This window comes from uncultured Thermanaerothrix sp. (genome assembly GCF_938028735.1).
Lineage (GTDB): Bacteria > Chloroflexota > Anaerolineae > Anaerolineales > Anaerolineaceae > Thermanaerothrix.
Genome location: NZ_CALIMF010000019.1, coordinates 1 through 8843, shown reverse-complemented (window position 1 = coordinate 8843; position 8843 = coordinate 1). Strand labels below are relative to the sequence as shown.

At 53.9% G+C, this 8843-nt stretch carries 9 protein-coding genes; 8 read left to right on the top strand and 1 reads right to left on the bottom strand.

Going from position 1 to position 8843, the window contains the following annotated elements; genetic code table 11:
• The 8 genes from Q0721_RS10130 to rbsK form a co-directional block, all read left to right on the top strand.
• Window positions 1–716 (top strand): substrate-binding domain-containing protein (locus tag Q0721_RS10130; RefSeq protein WP_299029202.1); only part of this gene is annotated, 716 nt, incomplete at its 5' end.
• Between the two features lie 44 nt (window positions 717–760).
• Window positions 761–1972 (top strand): BMP family ABC transporter substrate-binding protein, encoded by a 1212-nt coding sequence (locus Q0721_RS10125; protein WP_299029199.1) that lies wholly within the window; start codon window positions 761–763, stop codon window positions 1970–1972.
• Window positions 1973–2035: 63 nt separating this feature from the next.
• Window positions 2036–3127, top strand: a complete 1092-nt coding sequence (locus Q0721_RS10120) for an ABC transporter permease (RefSeq protein WP_299029196.1) — start codon at window positions 2036–2038, stop codon at window positions 3125–3127.
• The gene (locus Q0721_RS10115; RefSeq protein ID WP_299029192.1) at window positions 3124–4122 is read left to right on the top strand and encodes an ABC transporter permease; all 999 of its coding nucleotides are present in this window, start codon (window positions 3124–3126) and stop codon (window positions 4120–4122) included. The genes Q0721_RS10120 and Q0721_RS10115 overlap by 4 nt, the downstream gene beginning before the upstream one ends.
• A 22-nt stretch (window positions 4123–4144) precedes the next feature.
• Window positions 4145–4948: an ATP-binding cassette domain-containing protein gene (locus Q0721_RS10110; protein ID WP_299029189.1), complete on the top strand. Its 804-nt coding sequence runs from the start codon at window positions 4145–4147 to the stop codon at window positions 4946–4948.
• Window positions 4926–5876: a nucleoside hydrolase gene (locus Q0721_RS10105; protein WP_299029187.1), complete on the top strand. Its 951-nt coding sequence runs from the start codon at window positions 4926–4928 to the stop codon at window positions 5874–5876. Before Q0721_RS10110 ends, Q0721_RS10105 begins: the two co-directional genes overlap by 23 nt.
• A 220-nt stretch (window positions 5877–6096) precedes the next feature.
• On the top strand, window positions 6097–7338 hold the full coding sequence (locus Q0721_RS10100) for an MFS transporter (protein WP_299029184.1): 1242 nt from the start codon (window positions 6097–6099) through the stop codon (window positions 7336–7338).
• 40 nt (window positions 7339–7378) lie between these two features.
• Entirely contained in the window at window positions 7379–8293 is a 915-nt protein-coding gene (rbsK, locus tag Q0721_RS10095) for a ribokinase (protein WP_299029181.1), read from the top strand.
• A gap of 340 nt (window positions 8294–8633) precedes the next feature.
• Here the strand turns inward: rbsK and Q0721_RS10090 are convergent.
• Window positions 8634–8843: transposase (locus tag Q0721_RS10090; RefSeq protein WP_299029178.1), on the bottom strand; the 210-nt coding region annotated here is incomplete at its 5' end.

The window sequence follows — 8843 nt, the reverse complement described above, 5'->3', positions numbered from 1 at the left end:
CCGTCGAGAAGGAATCGCGCTATTTGGACATCCTGCTTGCTGAGAGGGCGGAGGGGATTGTGTTCACTCCGGTTGGTAAGCCGGATGTGGACAGAATCAAGCGGCTTCTTAAGTGTGGGATTCGGATAGTGGTGGCCGACCGGCGAGTGGAGGGCTTACCTACGGTGGAGGCAGACAACCGCGGTGGTAGCCGAGAGCTTACCAAGTACGTGCTTAGCCTTGGTTACCGACGGATTGTTTACATTGCGGGACCTGAAGACGTCAGCACTTCCCAAGATAGGCTTCTGGGTTTTCAGGAAGCCATGAAAGCGGCGGGTCTGGAGCCTGTGGCAGTGCGACGTGGGAACTTCACCTATGAGTCCGGCTACGAACTAGCAAAGCTTGTCCTGAAAACAGAAAAGGTGGACGCTATCATGTGTGGCAACGATCTCATGGCAATTGGTGCGATCCGGGCAGCTGAGGACGAAGGATTGCGAGTTCCGGACGACCTTGGGGTGACCGGCTTCGACCACGTCCCCTGGTCCGACCTGGTTAGGCCTCCGCTTACCACGGTCGAAATCCCTGCCTTCCGGATTGGACAGGAAGCGTTGCATAAGCTCCTGCGGGATTCTGTAAACATTTACTGCCTGGAGACCCGCCTAATTCGAGGAGCCACTGTTCAGCCAAATAGAAAAAGGAAGGGAGGTGAGAGAAGACAGCAATTGTCGCGGGATTGAAGCAGTGTCGTGCGATATATAAGTATACCAGGAGGTGAAATGTTATGAGGTGGAAGGGAAAAGGTTGTGCGTTGCTTTTGGCTGCGGTGTGGCTAACGACTTCTGCAGCCACCATTGATGTCGCCGTTATTTCTATTGTTCCAAAGGAAGGATTGAGCTGGACGTTTCTGCATTGGCTGGGAGCTATGGTGGCGAAAACGGAAGGGTTGGTAGGTAGCGTGACCGATGTTCTGACAACCGAGGTAACCGCCCTTTCAGACCTTGCGACACTCGCCGAGTCTCGTCGTTATGGTTTGATCGTTGTTGTTGGTTGGCAACTGCGCCCAGCTGTGGAAGCTGTCGCGGCTGAGTTTCCCGATCAAAACTTCATGATGACTGACGTCAAGCTGACTGCTCCTCTTCCAAACGTCTTTAACGTTCTGTATCAACAGGAGCAACCGAGCGCAGTTGTCGGAGCGTTGGCAGCCGCTCTGGCGGTGCATTATGGTATGCCTCATGTGGGGCTTGTCTTGGGGCGCGAAGGTGCAGTACTGCACGAGTTTGAGATGGGGTACAAGTTTGGTGTTGATTGGGCTCTCAACAAGATAGGACGTGACTATCCTGACCTGCTGGCCGCCGCACCAATCGCTCAGAAGCCGCGGCAGGAGCGCGTATTGTGGACGTACACAGGGAGTTTTGTTGATCCGGCACTCGGGCGCGCGGCAACAGAAGCGCAGGTTCTCGCCGGGGCAGGAGTAGTGTACAACGTAGCCGGTGCAACTGGCTTGGGTATCTTCAGCTACGTAGACGACCACCACAGAGAGCGTGGCATACCCGCAGGGTTACCTCCCTTTGCCATCGGGGTGGATCTGGTCCAGGAGTGGATGAGTCCTCACATCATTATCTCCGCCTTGAAGCGCGCGGACCTGGCAGTACGTCAAGCGATTGAGTTGATTGTAAAAGGTGAGTTTCGGGACTATGTTGCTGCACATCCTTTCGTCTGGTACAACTTTGCCAATGGTGGAATGGGTGTTACTGACTTGGCAACGTTCGAGCTCTTTCTCGACTACATGCTCTACCTGGGCAAGATATCGACGGACGATCGGGCCAACCTTATAGCACATTGGCACTACATGCGAAATGCGCAACCAGAATGGGTATGGAACGTGATGCAAGAGATGATCGACGCGATTATGCGTGAAGAAGTGGAAATTCCGAGGCCCTTTGGAGAACCTGAGAAGTGGCGGATTGAGGAGTTGCGCAAGATTTATGGCTAATCGGTGGGGGCCCCTCTTGAGCTGAGGGGCCCCTTATCTGGATAAGGTTTGGCGCATAAGTACATGGTGCGCATTAGGATGTGGAGATATGGCTTCTATAGTGTGGTTGCCAGCACGGGACTGAGTCTGGCTATCATGATTCTGGTCCCTTGGATCTTCGGTTACGACCCACGGGAGGTTATTGGGGCAGGTTTCGGCTATGCGCTTCTCTCTAGAAGGGGCCTTTACAGCGTCATCGCGAACGCCACGCCTCTTCTCGCTACAAGTGCTGCGTGGATTGTCGGAGTACGCACGGGGGTCTTTAACATCGGTGTCGAAGGGGCTGTGCAAGTTGCGGCAATAGCGGCTCTTACCTGTGGAGCATTCGTAAAACTCCCGAGTGGGTTTCACCATGTGGTCGTTTGCGCCTCCGCTCTGGGAGCAGGTGCGTTATGGATGCTCCCGGTTGCCTACCTGAAGCGCAAATGGAACGTCCACGAGGTGCTGGCAACGATAATGCTAAATTGGGTCGGCCTGTTTGCAGTCGGGGCAACAGTGAGCACTTTTCTTCGGGATTCACAATGGCCGATGTTCTCAGTTCAGATCTTGCCGTCAGCTCGCGTGCTCCCACTTTTTGGCGGCAGCAATGTCACAATCCTCTCTCCACTGAGCCTGTTAATTTGCCTCGCGGTATATTTCGTTTTCTGGCACACGCGCTTGGGTATGCACCTGCGCGCGACCGGGTACGACATGTCGACCGCCCGGAATCTTGGTATTCGGACCGTGAAGATGCAGAGTATGGCTTTCATGAGCGCAGGGGCTCTGGCTGGCTTTGCAGGTTTTGTCTTGACGAGTGGAATGCCCCCCATGTGGCGGATCACCGATAGCGCTGAAATCCTGACCAACTGGGGCTACTTGGGTATCGCTGTCTCGGTGCTCTCCAGGAATCATCCTCTGGTGACTCCGTTCGGGGCCTTCTTCATTGCAATGCTACTTGCCGCGGCTCGAGGACTACAGATTTATCTCAAACTTCCCCCCGAGATAACACAGGTAGTTGTAGGTCTGATAATCTTCATCAACGCCGCCCCAGCGTTTGCTGGGATTGTTCAAAAGGCTCTTCTTGCAGTATCTGGTCCAAGTACGTCGTCCAGAGAAGAGGGGGACAGAGGAGAATGACGAACCTACTTAGGATGAACGCCGCAAGGAGCGGGGTGCTGGTATTCATCGTGCTTTTGGCTCTGGCGCCGGGTCTGTATTTTGGCTTTGAACACGCTGTAAGCCTTTTTCTTATTGGCATTGCAGCAATGGCGCCCATTGCTCTTGGAGCTGCGGGGGAAGTGATAGTCGAGCGATGTGGTATGTTCAACATCGGGATCGAGGGTATGATGCTTGTTTCAGCTCTCTTCTCTACCTGGGTGGCGACCGTAAGCGGTAGCTTGGGCTGGGCCATCATCGCCGGTGGGGTATCTGGAGGTCTGCTAGGGCTAGCGTTTGGAGTGCTGGCTACCCGTGGGAGGTTCAACCAACTCCTTCTAGGGCTTGGCTTGAATACCGCTGCGGTGGGCTTAGTGACTTTCGTATTGTTCTTCGGGTTCGGTACGCTGGGCTTCTACCGCATTCCTCCGAACCTCAGGATGCCTAAAGTCATGACCCAGTATGGGCCGCTGTCATACATGAGTTGTCTAGCAGTTGTTCTAAGTGTAGGGGTCTACTTCATCCTTGCCCAGACCCGCTTTGGTTTGCGGGCCAAGGGCGTGGGCTTCAACCCCTTTGTGACAGATACGTTGGGAATCGACGTGTACAGGTTGCGAACGGTCGCGGCGGCGGTTGGCGGTATGTTCGCTGGGTTGGCTGGCACGTACCTCTCTCTGGACTGGGTTGGGCTTATATCTCCTACGCTAGTCCAGGGACGCGGATTCATAGCGCTGGCTTGTGTGAAATTTGGTGGGCTAGATCCTATCCTAACGCTAGAAGGGGCGTTGCTATTCGGCTTGTTATCTAGCATGTCATTATGGATGCAGAATCTGCCGGGCACCGCTGTCCTGATGAGGCAGGGAGGTAGCTATCTTTTCCTGATGCTGCCATACTTAGCGGTCTTGGTGATATTAGTGGCTTTCCGCCAGCAAACGCAATTGGCAAAGGGGATTGGAACCCCATACCGGAGAGCATAAGCATTATTGGGGGGTGCAGCAGATGGACAGTTTGATTCGGATGGTGGGGATTAGCAAGCGGTTTGGCACCATTCAGGCACTTCGGAATGTGGACTTCCACGTGAACCCTCAAGAGATTGTAGGGTTGGTAGGAGATAACGGTGCAGGGAAGACTACGTTGATAAAGGTGTTAACTGGTGTGTATAAGCCTGATCATGGCCAAATATTTTTTAAGGGAAAAGAGGTCCATTTCTCGTCACCAGCGGATGCTATTAGCAGAGGGATTATGGCTGTCCATCAAGCGGGAAGCCTTATTGACGAGATGACGGTATGGGAGAACTTCTTCCTGGGGAGGGAACTCGTTAGGAACTACGGGATAATTAGGCTTTTGGACAAGCGCCGGTGTAGAACGGTTGCGCGGGAGATTCTGCGCAGGATAGGGATTGACATCAACGTGGATCAGCTTGTTGGAACGCTTTCCGGAGGGCAGCGGCAGGCTATTGCCATTGGTAGGGCAATGTACTTTGGCGGGGAACTGCTTCTCCTTGACGAACCTACTGCAGCCCTTTCTCTGAAGGAAACGGCTGAAGTTCTGAAGTACATTGAGAACGCCCGTGAAGCAGGCTCATCGGTTGTGCTCGTCTCGCACCTAACGCTCCACGTATATCCGATAGCTGATAGGTTCGTTGTGCTTGAAAGGGGAGACAAGATAGCCGATGTTAAGAAGGAAGACGTGACAGCTCGAGAGTTAGAGGAACTGATAATCTGGGGACGGCAGGGGTTGGCCGCTGCCAAGATAGCCGAAAGAATGAAGGGGGGGTATCATGAAGAAGCGCGTTCTGCTTGATGTGGACACGGGGCATGATGATGCAGTCGCGATAATGCTTGCCTGCGCCTCTGATTCTCTGGATGTGTGTGGCATCACAACGGTTGCAGGCAACCAAACAGTGGACAAGACGCTTGAGAATACTTTAAGGGTACTAACGTTGATTGGAGAGGAGCGAGTGCCTGTAGCGCGGGGGTTCCATAAGCCGCTGGTTCGGGATCTTGTGACAGCGCACGAGATTCACGGTGAGAGTGGGCTTGACGGCGCGACACTTCCATCACCAAGGATCGTCCCGTTACAGATACACGCCGTAAACTTCATCATTGACGTTGTTCGTAGTGCTGCGGGCAACATTACGATTATACCTACTGGTCCCCTGACTAACATAGCAGTGGCACTATTAATGGCGCCAGACATTGCAGAGAAGATTGCTCGCATAGTGTTGATGGGGGGGAGCATATGTGGAGGGAACCGCACTCCTGTAGCGGAGTTCAATATCTTTGTAGATCCAGAGGCAGCTGCGATTGTCTTTGGTGCAGGTGTGCCGATAACGATGGTGGGTTTGGACGTAACAATGAAAGCCGTATTTGATGACCACGACATTATGCAACTGTCAAGGATGAAAGGGCCAGTATCGGGACCTCTTGCAGCGCTCCTAACGTTTTTCGCTGAACGCCACGAAAAGCTGCGTGGGATTAGAGCTGCAGTGCTTCACGATGCACTTGCTGTCGCTGGCGTCATTAAGGAGGATCTCTTGGTAACGAAAAGCTATCCGGTTCGCGTGGAGACGAAGGGGGAACTGACGCGCGGTATGACAGTGGTCGACAGGCGCAGAGGCGTGATCGAACAAGCAGGGGATGTGGAAGTGGCAGTAGATGCCGACATACCGTGTTTCAAGTCCATGGTAATGGAGGCAATAGCTAGGCTAGACGCACGTATGGCGGGTTGAACGGCTTTCTCTATAGCAGAGAAATGGAAGGCGTTGGTATAGATGTCTCAAAGTTCCTTGAATCTACGTTACGCGTCCATACCAGGTATTGGGCTAACCGTTAGGGCGGAATGTGGGGGCACAACTATAGGATGTGCATGTCGAACGGGAGCGGGGGTTAACCGTGATAGGCAGAACAGGGCTAGGTGATTGGAGCAGCAGTAGCAGCTCAAGAAAGGTAATGCGAAACCTGAAGTGGCTTCTAATAGTCATTGGCTTTGTATCTCTGGCTACATGGAGTGGCATACGTGGCTCATTTGCTGTATTTTATCGCATATTAAGTGAGGAACTTCACTGGCCAGCAAGAGCAGCAGCCGCAGGCCAGTCTTTAGGTCTTGTAACATATGCTTTCTTGGCTCCCCTGATCGGCTGGATCATTGGACGCCTGGGAGGCATGCTGGTGATGGTCTCCGGGCTAGTAGTGCTGAGCGCAGGGTTGGCACTATGTTCGTTTATTAGGTCCCCTTGGGAGTTTTCTGTCTTCTACGGCGTCCTTGTAGGGGCTGGCCTGATGGTTATTTCCCCCGTTGCGTACAACATCGTTGTAGCTCAAACCTTCAGAGAACATCCTGGCCTGGCCATTGGTGTAACGACGTCTGGGATGGGACTCGGAATGATTACAGTGGTTCCAGCAGTCCAATGGGTCTCCATGCTGTACGGCTTCAGGGTAGCGTTTTTAGGACTTGCGGCATTTATCCTATTGTGCCTTCTCCCTACAAGCGTAATAGTTCTTCGGGCAACGTTTGTGGGTGGAAAAGCGAACAAAGCGGACTCGTCAGGTGGGACCATGGTGCACAGTTCCGGGATGAGCCACAAACGGCTAAGCCTTGTGCAGTTGATGAGGACAAGGAGGCTTTGGAACGCGCTTTTAGTGCCTGCAGCGGTTTTCTTTGCCATCCAGTTCATGCTGGCTTACAGCCTCGTTGTGATGGTGGGAAGCGGCGTTGATCCTTTAAAAGGGGCGTTCTTGGTGGGGCTGTCGGGATTAGTAGCGGCAGCATTTAGGATCCCTGCCGGGTGGTGTGTCGATCACTTCCGCAAGGAATCGATCTTCACGCTAGGGTGTGGTACGCTACTGTTGGCACTTGTGAGCATGCTGCTACTGGAACGTGGCGGATTGCATGTCAGGGAAATTAACCTTCTGTCCTGGTGCTTCGCAGTCTTGGCGGGCATCGGTTGGGGAACCATTGGCCCTGCTTTTATCACAACAATCGCCGAGCTCTTCCGCAAGTACAATTTCGGACTATTCTACGGAGCAGCTGAAAGCATGGTAGGTATAGGCGGAAGTTTCGGGGTGTGGATTGGAGGGCTTATCAGCGACTTGAGCGGGACTTATTTGTGGGGTATCGCTGCTGCCATTATTGCCGTAGTGACTGCGTGCGCCCTGATGTGGATCGCAGCCCCCCGAAAAGGGGCCATTTGAAATCAGGGCTAGTGTGAATCTGGGGAAGAGGCGTTGGACTATGCTTTGGTGTTCAGTGCTGGGAAGCGTGAACATGGACTTTGTTGTTGAGGTAGAGCGGCTGCCTTCACCAGGAGAGACAATGCCTGGCCTCTCTTTTGCCCGCTACCCCGGCGGTAAAGGGGCTAACCAGGCGGTGGCGGCTGCTCGCCTGGGAGCCCGTGTTTCCTTCTTCGGCAAAGTCGGGGGTGACACCTTCGGTGAAGAACTCCTCCGGACCCTGCACGAAAACAAGGTCAACGTGGAGGCAGTGGAAAGAGAACCCAGTAGCCCCTCCGGCATCGCCTTTATTTCGGTGGCGCAAGGCGGTGAAAACACCATTATATATGTGCCCGGAGCCAACGCTCATGTCAATCCAAGCTACGTAGACCGCGTTTTAGCTAAACTTTTGGCAGCGGAAATATTACTCCTCCAGCTTGAAATCCCACTCCCGACCATAGCATACCTGCTCAAGCGCCTGCCTCGAGATCGCCCTGTGGTGATTCTGGATCCGGCCCCGGCTTTACCCCAAAAAGGTTTCAACCTGCCACTTACCCGGGTGGACATTATCACCCCTAACCGCGGTGAACTCTTCGCCTTGACCGGGGAGAAAGATGTGGAAAGGGCCGGGAAAGCGCTCTTGTCCCGCGGGGTTGGTCGGGTGATCTGCAAAGCCGGCAAGGAGGGTGCTTTTCTGATCGAAGGGAGCAGCTTTCGCCATTTCCCTGGTTTTTGTGTGGATCCGGTGGACACCACCGCAGCCGGGGACGCATTCAATGGCGGACTCGCTGTAGCTCTCGCTGAAGGTAAGCCCCTGGAAGAGGCGATCATTTGGGCCAATGCTGCCGGAGCGTTGGCCACCACTCGCAAAGGGGCCCAGCCTTCGCTGCCCCAGCGAAAGGAGGTGGAGGCGCTGCTGCAAAAGTCGGCTCGTTAACCCCGGGTGCGAAAACTTGGCTGTTCTCATTTTTCGTGCTGTGTTATTACTTGGTTACAATCTGTCAATACGTCGTACGGGTCCTGAGAACAACTCGGCCACATGGGGGCATTGTGCGGCGACCCCCCAGGACGTGGCGTTCGCTAGAAAAGTCCTGAAATATCACTCGAAAAAACCTCTCCGCCCACTGCGCTGTGGCCCAATGTTACAGCGACTTGGCAAACTGGATGGGCCCTAGGAGCGCATCCGCTAGACATAGACCGTTTCCAGAGTCACATTGTGTGTTGGCAGCGTGATAGCTTCATATCAGCACTTCTGCACAGCCTTCATAGTGGTGCGTTCATTGTGTCTGAGCAACATGGTGGCTTCCCATCAACGCTTCTGCAAAGCCCCGCAACCGACGCCCTTCTAACCGCTCGTTTAAGTGGCATAGCACCAGGTACAGCAGCTTCTCCACTGCCTCCTCACCCCAGAATACCTCCGCCACCTTCGTTCGACGCTTCACTTCCTTGCTCACGCGCTCCAGCTGGTTTGTGGTATAGAGGTATCT

Excerpts from the sequence above, each read along its gene's own strand:
- Q0721_RS10100 (WP_299029184.1), top strand. The coding sequence starts at position 6,097 with ATGCGAAACCTGAAGTGGCTTCTAATAGTCATTGGCTTTGTATCTCTG.
- Q0721_RS10115 (WP_299029192.1), top strand. The coding sequence starts at position 3,124 with ATGACGAACCTACTTAGGATGAACGCCGCAAGGAGCGGGGTGCTGGTA.
- Q0721_RS10120 (WP_299029196.1), top strand. The coding sequence starts at position 2,036 with ATGGTGCGCATTAGGATGTGGAGATATGGCTTCTATAGTGTGGTTGCC.
- Q0721_RS10105 (WP_299029187.1), top strand. The coding sequence starts at position 4,926 with ATGAAGAAGCGCGTTCTGCTTGATGTGGACACGGGGCATGATGATGCA.
- rbsK (WP_299029181.1), top strand. The coding sequence starts at position 7,379 with ATGCTTTGGTGTTCAGTGCTGGGAAGCGTGAACATGGACTTTGTTGTT.
- Q0721_RS10125 (WP_299029199.1), top strand. The coding sequence starts at position 761 with ATGAGGTGGAAGGGAAAAGGTTGTGCGTTGCTTTTGGCTGCGGTGTGG.
- Q0721_RS10110 (WP_299029189.1), top strand. The coding sequence starts at position 4,145 with ATGGACAGTTTGATTCGGATGGTGGGGATTAGCAAGCGGTTTGGCACC.